The 15,960-nt window shown below is 56.4% G+C and carries 15 protein-coding genes; 2 read left to right on the forward strand and 13 right to left on the reverse strand.

Going from position 1 to position 15,960, the window contains the following annotated elements:
- The first annotated feature begins 151 nt into the window (after nucleotides 1-151).
- Nucleotides 152-1,054 carry a LysR family transcriptional regulator gene (locus WEB64_RS05545; protein WP_368060003.1) on the forward strand — a complete coding sequence of 301 codons (903 nt, stop codon included), beginning with the start codon at nucleotides 152-154 and terminating at the stop codon, nucleotides 1,052-1,054.
- Here the strand turns inward: WEB64_RS05545 and WEB64_RS05550 are convergent.
- The 8 genes from WEB64_RS05550 to WEB64_RS05585 are packed head-to-tail and all read right to left on the reverse strand — an operon-like array spanning nucleotide 1,051 to nucleotide 8,789.
- Nucleotides 1,051-1,515: a MaoC/PaaZ C-terminal domain-containing protein gene (locus WEB64_RS05550; RefSeq protein WP_368060001.1), complete on the reverse strand. Its 465-nt coding sequence runs from the start codon at nucleotides 1,513-1,515 to the stop codon at nucleotides 1,051-1,053. The two genes, WEB64_RS05545 and WEB64_RS05550, sit on opposite strands and share 4 nt — an antisense overlap.
- A 32-nt stretch (nucleotides 1,516-1,547) precedes the next feature.
- Nucleotides 1,548-2,750 (reverse strand): acetyl-CoA C-acetyltransferase, encoded by a 1,203-nt coding sequence (locus WEB64_RS05555; RefSeq protein ID WP_368059999.1) that lies wholly within the window; start codon nucleotides 2,748-2,750, stop codon nucleotides 1,548-1,550.
- Nucleotides 2,751-2,759: 9 nt separating this feature from the next.
- Nucleotides 2,760-4,358 (reverse strand): AMP-binding protein, encoded by a 1,599-nt coding sequence (locus tag WEB64_RS05560; protein WP_368059997.1) that lies wholly within the window; start codon nucleotides 4,356-4,358, stop codon nucleotides 2,760-2,762.
- The gene (locus tag WEB64_RS05565) at nucleotides 4,358-5,068 is read right to left on the reverse strand and encodes an ABC transporter ATP-binding protein (RefSeq protein ID WP_368059995.1); all 711 of its coding nucleotides are present in this window, start codon (nucleotides 5,066-5,068) and stop codon (nucleotides 4,358-4,360) included. The genes WEB64_RS05560 and WEB64_RS05565 overlap by 1 nt, the downstream gene beginning before the upstream one ends.
- Before the next feature lie 2 nt (nucleotides 5,069-5,070).
- Nucleotides 5,071-5,889: an ABC transporter ATP-binding protein gene (locus WEB64_RS05570; protein ID WP_368059993.1), complete on the reverse strand. Its 819-nt coding sequence runs from the start codon at nucleotides 5,887-5,889 to the stop codon at nucleotides 5,071-5,073.
- A complete protein-coding gene (locus WEB64_RS05575; protein WP_368059991.1) occupies nucleotides 5,886-6,767 on the reverse strand; it encodes a branched-chain amino acid ABC transporter permease in 882 nt (293 codons plus the stop codon). Before WEB64_RS05575 ends, WEB64_RS05570 begins: the two co-directional genes overlap by 4 nt.
- Nucleotides 6,768-6,776: 9 nt before the next feature.
- Nucleotides 6,777-7,649: a branched-chain amino acid ABC transporter permease gene (locus WEB64_RS05580; RefSeq protein ID WP_368059989.1), complete on the reverse strand. Its 873-nt coding sequence runs from the start codon at nucleotides 7,647-7,649 to the stop codon at nucleotides 6,777-6,779.
- Nucleotides 7,650-7,658: 9 nt separating this feature from the next.
- Nucleotides 7,659-8,789, reverse strand: coding sequence for an ABC transporter substrate-binding protein (locus WEB64_RS05585; protein WP_368059987.1), 1,131 nt, complete (start codon nucleotides 8,787-8,789; stop codon nucleotides 7,659-7,661).
- Between the two features lie 168 nt (nucleotides 8,790-8,957).
- Here WEB64_RS05585 and WEB64_RS05590 point away from each other — a divergent pair, with 168 nt between their 5' ends.
- A complete protein-coding gene (locus WEB64_RS05590) occupies nucleotides 8,958-9,941 on the forward strand; it encodes an aldo/keto reductase (RefSeq protein ID WP_368059985.1) in 984 nt (327 codons plus the stop codon).
- 50 nt (nucleotides 9,942-9,991) lie between these two features.
- Here WEB64_RS05590 and WEB64_RS05595 read toward each other — a convergent pair whose 3' ends face one another.
- The 5 genes from WEB64_RS05595 to WEB64_RS05615 all read right to left on the reverse strand — a co-directional run bounded on the left by WEB64_RS05595 (nucleotide 9,992) and on the right by WEB64_RS05615 (nucleotide 15,903).
- Nucleotides 9,992-11,329: a hypothetical protein gene (locus WEB64_RS05595; protein ID WP_368059983.1), complete on the reverse strand. Its 1,338-nt coding sequence runs from the start codon at nucleotides 11,327-11,329 to the stop codon at nucleotides 9,992-9,994.
- 59 nt (nucleotides 11,330-11,388) lie between these two features.
- A complete protein-coding gene (locus WEB64_RS05600; RefSeq protein WP_368059981.1) occupies nucleotides 11,389-12,030 on the reverse strand; it encodes a 3-oxoacid CoA-transferase subunit B in 642 nt (213 codons plus the stop codon).
- The gene (locus WEB64_RS05605; protein WP_368059979.1) at nucleotides 12,017-12,697 is read right to left on the reverse strand and encodes a 3-oxoacid CoA-transferase subunit A; all 681 of its coding nucleotides are present in this window, start codon (nucleotides 12,695-12,697) and stop codon (nucleotides 12,017-12,019) included. Before WEB64_RS05605 ends, WEB64_RS05600 begins: the two co-directional genes overlap by 14 nt.
- Before the next feature lie 29 nt (nucleotides 12,698-12,726).
- Nucleotides 12,727-14,679 carry a TRAP transporter permease gene (locus tag WEB64_RS05610; RefSeq protein WP_368059977.1) on the reverse strand — a complete coding sequence of 651 codons (1,953 nt, stop codon included), beginning with the start codon at nucleotides 14,677-14,679 and terminating at the stop codon, nucleotides 12,727-12,729.
- Nucleotides 14,680-14,751: 72 nt separating this feature from the next.
- Nucleotides 14,752-15,903 carry a TAXI family TRAP transporter solute-binding subunit gene (locus WEB64_RS05615; protein WP_368059975.1) on the reverse strand — a complete coding sequence of 384 codons (1,152 nt, stop codon included), beginning with the start codon at nucleotides 15,901-15,903 and terminating at the stop codon, nucleotides 14,752-14,754.
- Between the last annotated feature and the right edge of the window lie 57 nt (nucleotides 15,904-15,960).

The raw sequence follows: 15,960 nt of genomic DNA on the forward strand, positions 1-15,960 counted from the left end.
ATACGTATTCTAGTTTTTAAATTTTAGTAAGAATGCCGGTATATCACGGAAGAGTGAATTCGATTTTCCTCAAGGGTGCGTTTGGTTTCCATGAACCCCCCTGTGGTTTAGACTGGCGATCCCTTAGTTAGCTTGCTGCCGATATCCCATTATGCATTTTGATATTCCCGATTTACGCCTGTTTATCCATGTTGCTGAAGCTACCAGTCTAACTGGCGGCGCCAGAAGGGCCAGCCTGTCTACCGCAGCTGCCAGCATGCGTATCAAGGCTCTGGAAGGCCAGTTGGGCAGCCGTCTTTTCTACCGCGACAGTCAGGGGGTTGAGTTGACGCCCGCAGGTCATGACCTGCTGGTGCATGCCCGGGCGATCATGCGTCAGGTGGACTACATCAAGGATGAGTTCTCCCAATATGCCGAAGGCCAATCCGGCCACATCCGCATATTCGCCAATACCACCGCCGTGAGTGATTTCATGCCCGATGTATTGGCGCGGTTTCTGGTTACCCGCCCGGGAGTGACTGTTGATCTGCAGGAGCGCCTCACCAATGACATCGTAAGGGGCGTAATTGATGGCTCCACCGACCTCGGCGTGGTCGCCGGTCCGGTGACAGCAAAGAAACTGGAAATTATCCCATTTAACGTTGACCGCCTGGTGGTGGTCACACCAAGCGATCATGAACTGGCAAAGCGTAAAAATATAACGTTCCTGGAAACCCTGAATTATCCCCATATCGGCCTCCGCGAAGGCAGCACCCTGTTCAATTTCCTGCGGGGGCAGGCCAGTGAAATCAACTCCCAATTGCAGATGCGGATACAGGTTTTCGGCTTTGAATCAGCCTGTCGGATGGTCAGCCGGGGCGTCGGCATCAGCATACTGCCCCGCTCAATCGCTCACCGCTACGCGGAATCCATGGCTATTTCCATCGTCGAGCTTGAGGAAAGCTGGGCCGAAAGAGAGCGTAGCCTTATCGTCAGGGAACTGGACGCCTTACCAAAATGTGGCAAGGAACTGGTCGAGGAAATTCGCGCCCAGGCCAGTCTGGCCGTTACTTAACTCTCCGAAATCCCGCTCCGCTTCAGGATAAGCATGTCGGAAACGCCGTCCTGAACGATTTCGTCATGCTGGTTAACCAACTGCAGGCGCCGATTGACCCGGCCCACCCGTTTACTGGTGCCCTCTTCAAAATCCAGAATCGATAACTTCAGCCGAAGTGTCATACCAATGGTAATGGGTTTGACGAATTTCCACTCGCTGATGGACATCATCGCCACCGCTGATTTCTCGAACACGCCCAGGGTATGCATCATGCCGGTCGCAACGGCAATACCGAAAGCGCCATGGACGAGTCGTTCCCCGTAGCGGGTTTTGCTGGCAAATTCCTGATCGCAGTGGACCGGGTTCCAGTCACCGGACAGCATGGAGAACATGGTCATGTCCGTTTCGGTGATGGTTCTGCCGGTGCTTTCAAACACCTCACCCGCTTTCAGGTCTTCAAAATACAATGAGTGATCCATGGGTTCTCCTTTGCCTGTTTTTTCGCCGAGTATCAGGCGCGTTCGAAAATCGCAGCGACACCTTGCCCACCGCCAACGCACATGGTTTCCAGGCCGTAACGGCAATCACGCCGTTTCATTTCATGCAACAGGCTGGTCATGATCCGAACTCCGGTCGCTCCGATGGGGTGCCCCAACGAGATGCCAGAGCCATTGACATTGAGCCGGTCGTGATCGGCCCAGCCCCACTCTTTGAGTACCGACAGAACCTGACACGCAAAGGCTTCGTTAAGCTCAACCAACCCCATGTCATCAAAGCCCAGGCCGGTTTTACGGAACAGTTTCTCCACCGCTGGCACCGGTCCGATTCCCATAGTGGCCGGGTGACAACCCACTGCCGACCAACCCACCATGAAGGCCATCGGGTCCAGGTTCAGCTCTGCCAGTTTGTCCTCAGACACAATCAGGCAAGCCGCCGCGGCATCACTTTGCTGACTGGCATTGCCCGCGGTCACGGTGCCCCCTTTAATAATGGGTTTTAGAGCGCCGAGCGTGTCCATGGTGGTCGCTGGTCGCACACCCTCATCCCGGAAGAACACCTCGGGCTCAGCTTTACGCTGAGGAATGGAGAGCTGCACCACTTCGTCATCGAACCGTCCTTCATTCCAGGCTGCAGCGGCCCGCTGGTGACTGCGCATGGCGTAGGAATCTGCCTCTTCGCGGGATATCTGATATTTCGTGGCTAGATTTTCCGCCGTCTCGATCATGCCGGAAATGTAGCCAAACCGGTCTTCCGGTTGGGAACGTTCCCGCCCACGATCCAGTCGATCATGCATGGTAAAGGAGCCCGCTTTCTTGCCCCAGCGCATATCGGTGGAGTAATACTCGATGTTGCTCATGCTCTCAACGCCCCCCGCGACAACCACATCGCAGGCGCCCGACTCCACCATCATCACCGCGTTAATGACGGCCTGGAGCCCGCCGCCACAGCGCCGATCAAGCTGCATACCCGGCACATGCTCGGGCAATCCCGCCTGCAATGCGGCCCAACGGCCAACACAGGGAACTTCACTGTTGGCGTAGGATTGCGCGACTACCACATCCTCTATCAGGGCCGGATCAATTGCCGATCGTCTGATGGTTTCCTTGACGACCGTAGCAATCAGGTCTTCAACGGAGATCGGTCTCAATGCCTTACCAAATGCGCCTACACCGGTGCGTACCGGAGTAACAATGGCTGCTCGTCTTCTTTGCATGGTGTCACCTCAAGTGGTTATATTGGAGTCGCGCTCGGCAGCCATCGCCCGCAGTTTTGACCGCTGGATCTTGGTGCCATTTGCGCTTTCAGTAACAGGGAAGGCATCAAGGAACCAGACTTTTGTTGGCACCTTGAACGGCGCGACAACGTTTTTGAGCCAGGCACGGATACCTTCAGCATCGATATCGGCCTCCGGCTCAGTAATAACAAACGCCACACACGCGGGTTTACCGTTAACATCTGCGCCAATCACCTGGGCTTCAGCAACACCCGGGCAATCCCTCAGCACATCTTCTATTTCCGCTGGATTGACCAGAAACCCGCCAAGGCGAATCGCGTCTCCAGCCCGGGTCTGATAGACGAAAGAACCATCCTCCCGCAGATACCCGATATCTCCGGTAGAGAAGAAACCGTCCTGATCGACAGCTTCAGAGGTTGCTTCCGGATTGTTGAAGTAACCCGCAAAGTTACCCTCCGCGCGAATTTCCAGGACACCGCTCTCCCCCGGTGGTAATAGCTCGCCCGACTCGCTGTGGCGAACCCTCACCTGGGCTTTCGGATCAGCGGGGATACCTCCGCCCTTGCATCGCTCTTGTAGCGCTCCCGATAAAGCCTGCATCGAAAACAGTGCCTGCACCTCACTGGAGCCGTACACCCCTGCCAAGGGTACGCCCCGGGCATTGGCCACCCTGGCGAGCTCCTCCGCCCCAGTATGGAAAGCAGCAAAGCCACAGGCCCTGAGGCTATCCAGCATAGCTCCGCCCGGCAGTGCGTCCAGGATGCGCCAGTACATCTCGTCACTACCAAACAGGTGGGTCAGCTGATGTTCGCGGATCAGCTCGACCGCAGGTTCTGCATCGAATGTATCCATTACGGCAATGGGCGCGCCTGCCGCCAGCGCAGTCATCACCGGTACGAGGCCAAACGTTCCACAGAAAGGCAGGGTCGCGAGCAGGCCGACACCTGGCTGATCAAAGCCAAAGGCTGGCGCTACGCAATAGGCGTGGCTGGTCAGCGAGCGCTGGGTATGCGTCACCAGCTTTGGCAGTTTCGTCGTGCCAGACGTGGTGAACAGCATGGCCAGGTCGTGTTCAGTGGACTTGTCTGTAATAGCGGGGACGTTGGCGCTTTCCAGATCAGGGAATGTCTGGATCGAGCACCCCGCAAACCTCGGCATTCGGGCTGCCGGTTCAATGACGGCAATGGCTTCCAGCTCCGGTACTGTCTCCGGTTTAAGGTCTTCCAGTAAGGCCTGGAAATCGATCTTGCGAAAATGGGGCTGCATGATCAGCATCCGGGCTCCGGAAGCCGCCAGGATATGCTGCAATTCAGTCGTGCGGTAACGGGTATTCACCGCCACCAGCACAGCACCGAGTCGGGATAACCCCAGCATCAACGCCAGCCACTCGGGCCGGTTGACGAGCCATACCGCCACTCGGTCGCCGTGACCAATGCCTTGCTTCAGTAACCAACTTGCCGCTGCGCATCCCATCTGGTCCAGCTCTTCATAGCTGATGCGACGATCACCCACAATCAGGGCACAGGAGTCCGGCGCCTGCTCCAGATGCCTTGCCACCATTGCGGCCAGGGTCAGCTTCGTCGACATCAGTAGAGCTCCATCAGTTTCTTGTTGTCACTCAACTCAGACGGCTGCCCCTCCCAGGTCATTTGTCCGGATTTCATTACCACCACCCGGTCAGAGATTTTCAGGGCTTCCTTGACGTTCTGCTCTACCAGCAGAATCGACATCCCGGTTTTCTGCTGCAATTCCCGGATCGGGCCACAGAGATCCTGAAACAGTTTGGGCGCCAAGCCGATAGAGGGTTCGTCCATTAACAGGCAACGAGGACGGCTGAGCAGCGCCCGGCCAATAGAGACCATCTGCTGTTGCCCGCCCGACAGATTGCCGGCCCGGGTCTGGTAGAACTTTTTCATCATCGGCAGGATCGACATTACCCAATCGATGCGTTCTGCCCGCTCTTTTTCGGGAACACCGGCTGCCCACATACCCAGGCTCATGGTTTCCTCCACGGTCATACCAGGGAAGACGCCGCGGCCTTCCGGCACCATGGACATACCCGCCATGGTCATGGCCCGGGGCTCGGTCACTGCTTGCTCGCCATTAAACAGAATGCGGCCACCTTCATGGGGCACCAGACCGAAAATGGATTTGAGCAGGGTCGATTTGCCTGCACCGTTATGGCCGATCAGGCACAGCACTTCATTGTCGTTAACGTGAACATTGATGTCCGTCAACACTGGCCGTCCACCATAGCCGACAACCAGATTCTCAACCTGGAGTATTTTATCTGCCACGGTTATCTCTCCCCGAAGTAAATAGCGGCCAGGGCCGGGTCGTTCAGGATGGTTTCGGGCTCACCATCAGCCAGCAATTTACCCTGGTCCAGAAACGCTATGCGGTCAGATATATTCACCACTATGTCCAGATTATGCTCAATGATGCAGACGGTAATACCCTCCTTGACTTCCTCCCGGAGCAGTTGCAGGAACAGGTTATAGGAGTGAGGGTCAAGACCGGAGGCCGGTTCATCCAGCAGCCACAGGCGGGAATCCGTCGCCATGATTCTGGCCAGGCTCAGAAACTTGCGTTCCGCATAGGCCAGGTCAATAGCCCGGGTATGGCGCTTGTCAGCCAAGCCGGTTCGTTCCAGAATCCGGCTTACTCTGTCGTATCGCCTGGTCTTGCGGGATTTACCGCCTGACTGCCAGAGCCAGGAACCGGACTCCATCATGGTAAGTATGTTTTCTTCCACGGTCATATGGGTAAACAGCCGAAGATCCTGAAACGTCCTGGCAATCCCTTCTCTGGCTATCTTCCAGGGCGGCTTGCCAATCACTGATTCGCCCTGCCACTGGACATCACCTTCGGAAGGCGGAATATGCCCCGTAATCATATTGAACAAGGTGGTTTTACCGGCTCCATTGGGGCCAACCAGCGTGGTGATGATGCCTGCCCTGAGATTCAGGGAAACATCGTTGATAGCCTGCAGGCCACCGAAGTTCTTGCTCAGGTGACGGATTTCCAGCAAGACCTCCTGGTCATCGGTCGACCCCGTGAAACCGGAGCCGGGCGCCAGATTTACAGTCTCCTGGGCGGTATTAAGTTGCTCGCTCATTTGCCACCTCCGGGGTGTGCGCTCACGATGCCACCAGGACGGAAGATCATCAGTAACACCATGGCGAGGCCGTAGACGATCTGCTGAATGGAGCCAATTTCGGTCTGGGGCAGGAACGAAAGGTACGTCAGCGCGCTGGGCATGAGCATGAGCAATGCGGCCCCCACCAGCGGACCCATTATGGTGGCGGTGCCACCGATGATGACCATCGCCATTACCAGCACAGAGGTATCGAGCATAAAGCTCTGGACGTTGATAAAGCTCATGTAAAAGGCATAGAGCGCCCCGGCCACCGCGGCCAGCGACGAAGACAGCACAACGGAGAGCGTCTTGATCACGGTAATGTTCTTGCCGGACGCTAGCGCGGCTGATTCGCTGTCCCGGATAGCTTTGAGGCTGCGGCCGAAGCTGGTATGTACCAGGGTTCGGGTAATGACAATAATAATCACGAGGCAAATCAGGGACATCACCAGGAATTGCCAGGGCTTGTAGACCGGATAGCCGAACAGCTCTACCGCCGGAATCCCGATCACGCCACCAATGCCCCCGGTAAAGCTCTTCCACTCCGAGAACAGGGTGACTGCCAGCACCTGTAGCCCAAGGGAGGCCGCCACAAAGTATTCACCCCGCACCCGCAGCGCGGGGAGTGCCAGCAACAGGGACGTTATAGCGGCTGCAGCCATAGCAAAGGGCACCGCCACGAAGAACTCCGGAGTAACGTTCATGGCCACCAGCGCTGCGGTATAACCGCCAATACCAAAAAACACCGCGTGCGCCAGAGAGAAAATACCGGCATAGCCGATAATGAAATTCAGAGTGGTCGACAGGATCGCGTAAACCGAGATCAGAACCAGCAAGTTCAAGATATAAGCTGTCATGTCAGGGCCTCACGAGACTGTCGCCCGTCCAAAGAATCCGGACGGTTTGAAGATAATGAAGAAGAACAGGATCGCGAATGTGATGGCTTCACTCCACTGGGTTCCCAGCTTCCACATCGCCAGGTTCTCCGCCACGCCAATCAACAGCCCGGCGCAGGCAGCGCCACGAAGGCTGCCAATGCCGCCCACGATGGTCGCAGCAAGACTGATCAACATAACGTGGTGGCCAACAGTCGGATTGATACCAGTGCCTGCGGCCGTAAAAATGGCACCAGGCACCACCAACAGAGACCCAAGCGCGAAGGCATAAGTAGATAACCGCCGGGGGCTAAGCCCGAACGTGCGCACCAGTTCCGGGTTCTCACTCAAGGCTCGCAAGCCCTTACCCACGAAAGTGCGGGTCAGAAAGAAATGCAGCGCCACAAAGCAGACAATGGCACACACTATGGCAAGCCCGTTCAGCGGCGACAGGTAAAGCCCTGGCATGACTTCCACCGAGTTGCTCAGGGGAGAGCTGACAGACATGAAACCCCGGCCGAACACGCTCCCCAGAAGGTTTTGCACCACGATCCCGATACCGAAAGACGCCACAAATACAGTGAAGAACGAGCCTTCATGACGCTGAATCGGCGCGTACATAAAGCGATCCAGCAGCACACCGAAGACCACCGCACTGATCGCCGCCACAGCCACCGCAAATGTCCAGTGCAGCCCCAGACCAGCCAGCGCGAAATGGAACAGGTAAGCGGCAATCGCGAAGGTCGCACCGTGGGCAAAATGGAATATTTTAGTGGAGCCAAAAATCAGTGAGAAGCCAGCGGCAGTGAGGGCGTAGATCGCCCCCACCTGCAAACCGTTGGCAAGGAGTTGCAGAAACAGCATGGCCGACCCTTATTCCGCAGCCTGAACAAAAACCACCTTGCCGCTGCCGGAACCGTCAACCTCAAGTACCTGAATCGGTGCCAGCAAAGTGCCGTTTTCCTGAAACGAGACCTTGCCACCCACCAGCTCGAAGGTGTCCGTCGCTTTGCGCTGGGCCAAGAGGTTTTCGCCGGTTATCTCTTTATCCTGCTCTTCGAGTGCCTGTGCAAGCAGCACAAAGACTCTTACAGCGTTGTAGTAGTTGGCAATATAGGAGGTCGGGTTCTTGTCGTACTCTGCTTTGTAATCATCAACAAAACGTTTGGTGACCGGGTCTTCAGAATCCCACTCGATGCTCTGGGTGGTGAATAACGCCCCCTGGGCTTCCTTTTGCTCATGTAGCTCAGGCACAGAGAACGCTGAGTAACTGGCAATCTGCGCATCAACACCATTATCCCGCAACTGCTTGACGATCTGCAGTTGCTGGGAGCCATAGGAGGCCACATAGACCACATCCGGATTATCGCTACGAACCCTTGCAGCCACGCCACTGAACTGTTGGGCAGAGGCGGCAATCGAGTGAGATTCAACGAGCTCGGCACCCAGTGGCGGCAGCGTCTTTTCCAGTTCTTTAAGAATCGACTCTCCGAGCGGATCATCGACATACACCAGGGTAAATCGCTTATGGCCGAGCTCATTCACGGCATAGGCCGCCAGCGCCCCTACTTCATTGTTCGCCAGCGGGATGACGTTCCAGAAATATTCCCCCAGTTCCGCCAGGTCTGGACCCACACCGCCACCGTTGACCGCCACGGTCTGGCTGCGCTGGGCGAGCGTGGAAATGGCCTTCGAAACCCCGGTAAAGGCAGAAAGTACGTACGGAACACCCTCCACGTTGACCAGCTTGTTCATCGCGACGACCCCCTGCTGGGGCAGGGCCTGGCTGTCTTCGTAAAGTATGTTCAAATTGCCTGACAACATGCCGCCTTCATTGGCATGCTTGGCTGCCAAATCTGCGCCGGACATGAAAATGTCACCGTAGGTGGCATTCGGCCCACTCAGCGGAAATACTGCGCCAATGGTAACGTCATCTGCCTGTGCGGATGCAGCGGAGGCGAGCCCTATGGCGAAAGCGATGGATGAAAGTGTCTTACGTAACATAAGCTATCCTCGGTATTGTTATTGTCCCATTTAAACCTAGCACCGATTCAGGAACGCACAATTCGCCATTTATTAAGACCCTGTTAAGACAAAGTGAATATGGGTCTGTCACGACCGGTGACTGTTTCGTTTACTCTTGTCTGAACCCGTTATTAGAGGAGCACAACCATGAACTATCGCCGCCTTGGAACTACCGGCATGAACGTCTCCGCCCTGTGTCTCGGCACTATGACTTACGGCTCGCCAAAATGGCGGGAGTGGGTGCTGGATGAGCAGGCCAGCCGACCGTTTATCAAGCAGGCACTGGATGCCGGCATTAATTTTTTTGATACCGCTGATATGTACTCGCTGGGGGAATCGGAACGTGTTGTGGGCAAGGCGTTGCTGGATTACGCACCCCGCGAGGATGTGGTCATCGCCACCAAAGTGTTTAATCCCATGGGAGAGGGTCCGAACAACCGGGGCCTGTCGAGAAAGCACATCATGCATGCTATCGACGCTTCCCTGGCGAGACTCGGTACCGATCACGTCGACCTTTACCAGATTCACCGCTGGGACTATCACACCCCCATCGAAGAGACCATGGAAGCCCTGCACGATGTGGTAAAGGCCGGAAAAGCCCGCTATATCGGTGCCTCGTCCATGTTCGCCTGGCAGTTTTCCAAAGCCCAACACACTGCACAAATGCATGGCTGGACCCGCTTCGCGACCATGCAGCCGATGTACAACCTCGTTTATCGGGAAGAGGAGCGTGAGATGCTCCCACTATGCACCGATCAGGGCGTCGGTGTTATACCCTGGAGCCCACTGGCGCGGGGTATCCTCGCTGGCAAGACAGTGCAGGGCGAGGGCGGCGAAAGTACGCGGGCAAAAACCGATGAGAATACCCGCAAGTGGCGTCTCGGCAGTGATATCGATCAACCGGTAATCGAAGCCCTGCGCAAGGTCGCCACGGACCGAGGGATTGCCATGGCTCAGATCGCCCTGGCCTGGGTTATATCCAATCCTGCGGTTACTGCCCCGATTATTGGCGCAAGTAAACCGGGGCACATCGACGAGGCTATCGCGGCACTGGAACTAACACTTTCGGACGAAGAAAAAGTCGCTCTGGAATCGGCCTATGTGCCTCATCGGGTCGCCGGTCACGGCTAACGATCACGCCCGAGTCTCTGACTCTGCCGGTCCGAATCAGAACGGCAGGGTCAGAACGGTAGAGTGAGCACGGCACACAGCAGGCTACAAAGAGTCAGCGCGAGTAATGAGTATCTCAGGCTCCACCCATACGAAGCCTCACGGGCGTCATACCCCGTGCAACGCTCCAACAGTAGAGCATTCGCCGAGTAGGGAGTACCCGCAATGGTGATACCCCAGCCGGTGATCATGCCCAGCCCCAGGCCCAGCAAGCCATACTCAGGCCAGATCGGCCCGAGAATGCTACCGGCCAGCGTTCCGGAAATAATCGGGTTCACGCCCACGGTGCCACCAGCAAAAAACAGCCAGGGCACTGCAATCGCCACCAGGGGATAGGCCCACACCGGCAAGCTGAAATCCATCCCCAACCAGTTCAGCGCAAAGACCCCGATGATGCCTCCCAGAAAGGAAGAGCCCCCCATAATGACCAGTTCATTGTTCATGGGCGCCAGTGAAGGCAGGGCCACAACGCCATCCATAAGCCGACGATAGGCCAGGCCCAGAATCACTGCCGACAGACAACTAAGCGTGACCGCCTGGGAGTATAACAACCCCGCCCGGGAGCTCAGGGTAAAGGCGCCAAAGCAAATCAAAGCGATGACAGCGACGAACCGAAGCCAGGGGAAAACCGCGGATGCGTGATCATCTGGCAGTACTGCCACTTCCTCTCGGGCCGGTTCCTGTTCTCTCGCCAAGACACCCGACAGCAGATAGAGGACAGATACTGGCAAACCCACTGCGATCAGTTTCCAGCTCGACAGCCCCGGCAGGAAAGTCACGGTCATCACGATAGCGATCGACAAGGGCGAGGTCATGGGAGAGCCCCCGAAACCGCGCACCACCGCTCTGGCGGCATTACGCGCCAACGCGCTGTCACCCTGCTCTTTGACCTGCAATCCAATCATGGTGGCGACCACGCCTACCGCCCCGAAGTTCAGGGGTATCGATAGTAATGCAGTACCAAATGTCATGCCCAGGTAACGGGCGAGGGAGTTGCCAGCGAACAGGCTACGGGAAATAATTTTCAGATCATTGGACTGACCCATCACGGCGGATAACAGCATAACGGTGATGATCAAAGCACCAATACGCGCCATGTTGGCTGCCGCTTTGGGCAAGGCCGACGGCTCGAATGCCAGGGCGGCAACAGTCAGCACGATGATCAGCGAAAATAACACCTTGCCCACTACCCGCAGGTTGCCCCAACCCAGCACAATCGCTACGCACGCAAACACGGTGGCAGCCACCGTATTACCCGGCACAAAGGTGGCAATTCCGGCAACGAGGGCAAGATAAGCCAGGGTGGAACGGGTCCGGGGCATGCTGTCCGGGCGCAACAAAGATTTCATACTACCGACATTCCTTATCGCCCCGCGCTATCTGTTTGATCGTGTGACTAGTCTTTCGCTCAGACTGGTGGCAGCAACCGGGCGCCGGTTAACGCCTGGACTTCCTCAAACGAGTTATCGCCAAACAACTCAACCACCCGGAGCCCGTCCGGGGTGACGTCAATAACCGCGAGGTCAGTAAAAATTCGTCGCACCACACCGGTCCCGGTCAGCGGATAGGTACACTCATCGAGAATCTTAGGCTCTTCCTCCCGTGTGGTGTGACGCATCAATACGAAAAGTTTGCGGGCACCCACGGCCAGGTCCATGGCACCGCCAACCGCGGGAGGAAACTTGTCGTTATCGGTCGCCCAGTTCGCCAGATCACCCTTGGCAGATACCTGAAAGGCTCCGAGCACCGCGATGTCCAAATGACCACCGCGCATGATCGCGAACGACTCGGCGTTATCAAAATAACACCCGCCCGGAAGCAGGGTGACGTACTGCTTTCCGGCATTAATCAGGTTCGGGTTTTCTTCGCCCGGTGCAGGCGCCGGGCCGACCGCGAGGATGCCGTTCTCACTGTGATAAATCACCTGTTTGTCGTCAGACACGTAGTTTGAAACCTTGGTCGGCATCCCAATACCAAGGTTCACATAGGCACCGTCGGGAATATCCTGAGCCACACGTTCGGCCATTTGTTCGGGATTAAGCCTCAACATGATGCATCTCCTCTGCTACTACCCGGTCGACGAAAATACCCGGTGTCACCACGCGCTCGGGGTCCAGGTCACCCACCTTCACCACTGAAGTGACTTCCACAATGGTTACACGAGCCGCACTGGCCATCATGGGGTTAAAATTCCGTCCCGCGGTGTTGTAAGTCAGATTGCCCCATGGGTCCCCACACTCCGCCCGTACCAGAGCGTAATCCGCAGGCAGGGGAAGCTCGAGCACATACCCCTTACCATCGATCACCCTGGTTTCCTTACCTTCGGCCAGCCTGGTGCCATAGCCAGTGGGAGTCAGGAAGCCGCCAATGCCGGCCCCGGCAATCCGGATACGCTCACTCAGAGTACCCTGGGGCACCAGCTCCAGCTCTACGGAACCCTCTTCGAAGCGTTTCTCGAACCACACAGAACCGGCTGAGCGAGGGAAAGAGCACACAATCTTGCTTACCAGCCCGTCTCTCAGCAGCGACGCGATACCCTCTTCGGCTACGCCAGCATTGTTCGAGATAATGGTGAGCCTCTTTGCGCCATGCTGACGCAGCGCTTCAATCAGTTTTAGCGGTATTCCTGAACTGCCAAAGCCGCCGATCATTACAACCGCACCATCGGGAATATCCGCCACAGCCTCTTTGAACGATGCAACCCGTTTATCAATCACAATAAATCACCTCTTAACAGAAACCGGGTTTAGCGATGGAGCGCCGGCATGGCGCCACGATTCAGGAATCCCTTTCCTACATACATCAACGCTATGACGCCCAACCCCAGGGCCTCACTGACTAAATTCGGATAGATCATCAGGCCACCTGCAACCAATGCCATTACCCTCAACGGCCACGCAATAATGCCTATCCGGTAAAGGTAGCCTTCCATTGCCGAAGCAATCAGCCAGATCGCGGTGACGGCCGTCACAGTCGACATCAGGATCCGGGAGATATCCCCTTGCAAGATAAGGGAGGGGTTAAGTACAAACAGGAACGGCAGAATGAAGAGAATGCCACCCAGGCGCATGGAGTAAAGGCCCGTCTTGGTCGCATTAGCACCAGCAACACCAGCAGCCGTTATCGCGGCCAGTGAAACAGGCGGCGTAATATAGGACAACATGCCCCAGTACAGAATGAACAGGTGACTTGCCAGCGGGTTAAGCCCTGCATTCACCAAAGCAGGTGCCAGCAGGATAGACAGAAAGATATAGCAGGCACTGACGGTCATCCCCATGCCCAGAATAAAGCTGGTCACGGCACCGGCCGCCAGCATCAGGGGGATGCTGCCATCGGCATAAAGTAACAATTCACGGGAGAACGCTCCGGCTACACCGGTGTAGGATAGCCCTCCAACCACCAGACCAATGCCTGCCAGAATAGCCACCAGGTTGGCGACATTTGTCGTCAGGTCCCGGATAAACAGTTTGGCCCGGGCAAAACTCATTCGATACTTGCGTTTGAACAGGGAAACACCCAACAGCACCAGGGAAGCGTAATAGGGGGCGTAGGCTTCAAGCCGCATCACCAACAGCATGTAGATCAGCATCGCCAGTGCAAACAAGTAGGGCCAACCTTCTTTCAGGGTTTCCTTCAGGCTGGGAATTTCATCTTCCGGCAGGCCCTTCAGACCTCGTTTAGCAGCATAATTGTCGACCTGGAAAAGCAATGCCAGGTAAAACAGCAGCGCGGGAAGAAACGCCGCGATCATGATTTCGGCATAGGCGACCCCCAGGAAAGACGCCATAATAAATGCGACCGCACCCATAACCGGGGGCATTAGCGTGCCGCCGGTGGAGGCGCAAGCCTCAATTGCCGCCGCATAATGGGCCGGGTAACCGGTCTTCTTCATGGTAGGAATAGTTATAGGTCCGGTGGTGAGGATGTTGGAAATCACACTACCGGACAGGCTGCCTAGAATTCCGCTGGATAGAACTGACACCTTGGCCGGGCCACCGCGACTCCTGCCCATCAAAGCGGTGGCAAATTTCATAAAAAATTCACCGCCACCGGTGATGGTCAGGGCAGCGCCGAAGACGACGAAGCCAATCACCAGTTGCGCCACCACCTGCATCGGTATGCCAATAACACTTTCCACACCAATAACGTGGGCGCGAATAATCTCCGGCAGGGTGTATTCGTTGCCCCAGAGAAATCCCGGCATACTCCCGGCGTAAAGCGGATAGGTGCCGAAAAACAGGGCAACGAACAGCAACGGCCAGCCTCCGCACCTGCGAACACCCTCCAGGATCATCACTAACAGCACTGCTGACAATATGGTCGCTTCAACAGGGGCTTCAAACTCCCAGCCCATCTGAATCATGATCAACCCGTAATATCCCAGGTACCCGCAGGAAATGAGGGCTAATAGCCCCAGTACCCAGTCATACCAGGGAACCTTGTGTTTTGCGCCGGACCAGGCAGGAAAGCACAGGAAGGCCGCGGCCAGAAAAATACCGATCAGATAATACAGATAGGAGTTTCCCAGCGGTTTAAAGCCAAGAATCTCCAAGTTGAAGGTCTGATTGATGGCCATCAACAAACCCAGGCTGCCTAATACAAGAACGCCCCAATAACCGGCGCCTTGCAGACGACCGCCGCTGGTTTCGCCGGGAACGGATTGAGAATTCTGGGCAGGGGTGCCCGGAGAAGAAGTCATGCCATACTCCGAAAAAGACGAAGAAAAGTGGTGCATCAATTGCACCACCCTCTTCAAACCATTGAGAAACGGTTAGAGCGAACTGAGTGCCTCGGTGCGGTGCTTCTCCCAGATCTCGGCAAACTCGTCATCGGTCTTACCTTCGCCCTCTGCCACCGCGCTCGGCCATGCTTCCAGCAACGCGTTCAGGCGCTCAGTACGTGCATCGTTCCAGGCCTGATGCTCCTCGGTCCAGATACCCTTCTCTTTCAGGTAACGGATGGCCCCCGCGTGGAAGGGCACATCAATGGCAGGAACACCAGCTTCCTCCAGGTTCCAGCGATGCATAACCGCCGTGGCATCCTTGTACATATCGAAGGTCTCATCCAGCACCTTGATGTAGTTGTAGACCGCTTCCTCGTCCATGTCGGCACGAACCGTCAGCACCGGATAGCGATAGGCAAGAACGTTTACCGGATTTTCTTCACTGATGCCCGCACCGACGGTTTCCATATAAGGCTGGAAGAAAGGCGCCACTTCGCGGATTCGTTTCCAGCCCTCCTCGTCGTCCTTCGGCACTTCCAGCCAGCGAATGCCACGGGGCGACTCGGCCAGTTCATAGACGTGGCTTGGCGTTGTGGTGGTGCAGGAGGCATCCGCCTCGCCGCGGGCCAGCGAGCTCATCGCATTGCCATAAGTCGGGAACATGATGGCGTCCACGTCATCCCTGGTCAGGCCGGCAAACGCCAGAAAGGCATCGCATTTCACGTTGACGGAGGGATTACCGGCAACGTAGGCAAAGCGGACACCCGCCAGATCATCCAGTGATTCAATATTCGCGTCCTCTGCTGTGAAGATACCAAACGCAGACGGACGCCCCGCGACGGCCCGGAGATCCTGGGGGCCCCAGCGACGGGTGGCAAAGTCATGAATACCTTCAGCAGCAAAAAAAGTTTCTGTGGCGAGGAAGGCGTAGTCCGCCCGACCGCTGATCAGGGGCTGCAGCCGACCAATGGAAGAACCGGAGGGCTGGATACGGACTCGGGTGCCATGCGCCTTGCCGAAGGCATCGGCAATGGCGGAGGCTTCGGCGTAGCCTGCGGACCCAACATCGTAGGCAGACCATGTCATCGTATCAGGCAGCTCGGCTTCTGCCGCGGCGGGTGCACTGATGCTCAGCAACATTGCAGCAGCGCATACGGAGCTGGCCAGAGGGCGCATTAATCTTGGTGTTTGGGATGTCATAGGGACTCTCCGAATAATTGTTGTTGTAAGTAGCTACTTAAGAATAGCTCACGACAG

It is taken from the genome of Marinobacter sp., from assembly GCF_040882185.1.
Lineage (GTDB): Bacteria > Pseudomonadota > Gammaproteobacteria > Pseudomonadales > Oleiphilaceae > Marinobacter.

Coding starts and splice junctions, on each gene's coding strand:
- WEB64_RS05545 (WP_368060003.1), top strand. CDS start 152: ATGCATTTTGATATTCCCGATTTACGCCTGTTTATCCATGTTGCTGAA.
- WEB64_RS05550 (WP_368060001.1), bottom strand. CDS start 1,515: ATGGATCACTCATTGTATTTTGAAGACCTGAAAGCGGGTGAGGTGTTT.
- WEB64_RS05555 (WP_368059999.1), bottom strand. CDS start 2,750: ATGCAAAGAAGACGAGCAGCCATTGTTACTCCGGTACGCACCGGTGTA.
- WEB64_RS05560 (WP_368059997.1), bottom strand. CDS start 4,358: ATGTCGACGAAGCTGACCCTGGCCGCAATGGTGGCAAGGCATCTGGAG.
- WEB64_RS05570 (WP_368059993.1), bottom strand. CDS start 5,889: ATGAGCGAGCAACTTAATACCGCCCAGGAGACTGTAAATCTGGCGCCC.
- WEB64_RS05575 (WP_368059991.1), bottom strand. CDS start 6,767: ATGACAGCTTATATCTTGAACTTGCTGGTTCTGATCTCGGTTTACGCG.
- WEB64_RS05580 (WP_368059989.1), bottom strand. CDS start 7,649: ATGCTGTTTCTGCAACTCCTTGCCAACGGTTTGCAGGTGGGGGCGATC.
- WEB64_RS05585 (WP_368059987.1), bottom strand. CDS start 8,789: ATGTTACGTAAGACACTTTCATCCATCGCTTTCGCCATAGGGCTCGCC.
- WEB64_RS05590 (WP_368059985.1), top strand. CDS start 8,958: ATGAACTATCGCCGCCTTGGAACTACCGGCATGAACGTCTCCGCCCTG.
- WEB64_RS05595 (WP_368059983.1), bottom strand. CDS start 11,329: ATGAAATCTTTGTTGCGCCCGGACAGCATGCCCCGGACCCGTTCCACC.
- WEB64_RS05600 (WP_368059981.1), bottom strand. CDS start 12,030: ATGTTGAGGCTTAATCCCGAACAAATGGCCGAACGTGTGGCTCAGGAT.
- WEB64_RS05610 (WP_368059977.1), bottom strand. CDS start 14,679: ATGACTTCTTCTCCGGGCACCCCTGCCCAGAATTCTCAATCCGTTCCC.
- WEB64_RS05615 (WP_368059975.1), bottom strand. CDS start 15,903: ATGACATCCCAAACACCAAGATTAATGCGCCCTCTGGCCAGCTCCGTA.